Source organism: Pseudoxanthomonas sp. CF125 (assembly GCF_900104085.1).
GTDB lineage: Bacteria > Pseudomonadota > Gammaproteobacteria > Xanthomonadales > Xanthomonadaceae > Pseudoxanthomonas_A.
On record NZ_FNLD01000006.1, the window covers coordinates 1 to 1,730 of the forward strand.

Annotated in this window: 1 pseudogene; it reads right to left on the reverse strand. The window is 66.1% G+C overall.

Annotated features, from left to right (window positions below):
* Positions 1-1,730, reverse strand: a pseudogene (locus BLR66_RS18745) (hypothetical protein); the annotation flags it as partial.

Sequence of the window (1,730 nt, forward strand, 5' to 3'; positions counted from 1 at the left end):
CCGCTGGCGTAGCTGGGATCGCCTATCGCCACCGCACCATCGCCGAAGGCGGTATTGGAGCGGCCGATCGCCACTGCGCCGCCCGCGGCGGTGCCGGCAGTGGCCGTGCTCAGATTGCCGATGGCGACGTTCACGCCGGTTGCGCCAGTGCTAGTGGCATCACCGATAGCCACCGAGGAGGCGCTACCGACCGTGGCCCGATAACCCAGCGCGACTGATTGCGCCAAGGCAGTCGTGTTCTGCCCGATGGCGATTGCCCGGGCTCCCGATGCGAGGGCCGCAGTCCCGGTGGGGACGGTTCCGGCACCACCGCCGATCGCGATGGCACCGGCGCCCTGGGCGCTAGCGCCTGTCCCGCCTCCGGGACCGCCGCCTATGGCGACGCCATAAATACTGGCTGCAGACGCCGCCGATCCGAGCGCAACCGCTCCCTGCTGGAGCGCAACGGCCTCGGCACCAATAGCTGTCGCCCTCCCGGCGCCGGTTCGCGCTGACGCGCCAATGGCGACGGCCAAGGTCTGGGCACCATTCAGATTTTCGTTGATGGCTCCCGTACCCATGGCGACGCTGTTATGCGCAGCGGAAACCGCATTCTGTCCCACGGCAATCGAATCAGTTCCAGTTGCGCCGTCGTTGTTGTAGTTGCCGCCGGCCACGCCATTGTCGTTGACGCTGAAGTAATGGATGGCGTTCGCATCGACCTCGTTGCTGAGGTTTTCGATGGACTGGTTGGTCGCAAACAGCTGCGAGCCGTTGATCGCATCGGTCGAGGTATCGGAGATCCGGCCGGCGGCCACGTTGGTGATCGTGCGCTCGGCACCGACGGCCCCAACGCTGACTGTTGAGGTCGGCGCGATGCCGGCGAAGTTGTAGGTCACCCCGTCGATCGTCGTGCTGGCCGTGCCCACGGCCACATCCGTCACCGAACCCGAACCCAGCGCCACGTCGTCCGCGTTGTTGGCCACCGCGGTGTCGCCGAGGGCCACCGCGCCCTCTGCCAGCGCGCTGCTGGTGCTGCCGATCGCAATGCCATTCATGCCCAGGGCTCTGGCCGCACGGCCGACTGCGATCGTTTCACTATTGCCCGCGAACGATTCTCCGCCGATAGCGATGGCATCGTCTCCGTCCGCATTGGCGCCCTGAGTCGCGTTGCCGCCCAGCGCCACAGAACCGTCTCCCGAGGCGTTCACGGCAGTCAGGGCAGAAAACCCGCCCGAGCCAAGCGCCGTGGCATAAAAACCGCTTGCCTGCGCAAGCCTGCCGATCGCCGTAGTCTCATTCCCCGTTGCATTGGCTTCCGTACCCATCGCCAGACTGCTGTTGCCGCTGGCGACGCTGCCAGTGCCCATTGCGGTGCTCAATACCGCGGAGGCGGTGGAGGTATTGCCGAACGCCATTGCGTCGGTGGCGGTCGCGTTGGTCCGGGTTCCGATTGCGACCGAACCGGCGCCTGTCGCAGAAGCATCCACACCCGCCGCAATCGCATTGGCGCCGGTCGCGCCATCGTTGTTGTAGTTTCCGCCGACCATGCCGCTGTCGTTGACGCTGTAGTAGTGCGTGGCGTTCGCATCTACTTCGTTGCTGAGGTTCTCGATCGACTGGTTGGTCGCGAACAGCTGCGAGCCATTGATCGCATCGGTCGAGGTGTCGGAGATCCGGCCGGCCGCCACGTTGGTGATGGTGCGCTCGGTACCGACGCCCCCCACGCTGACGGTGCTGGTCGGCGCGGT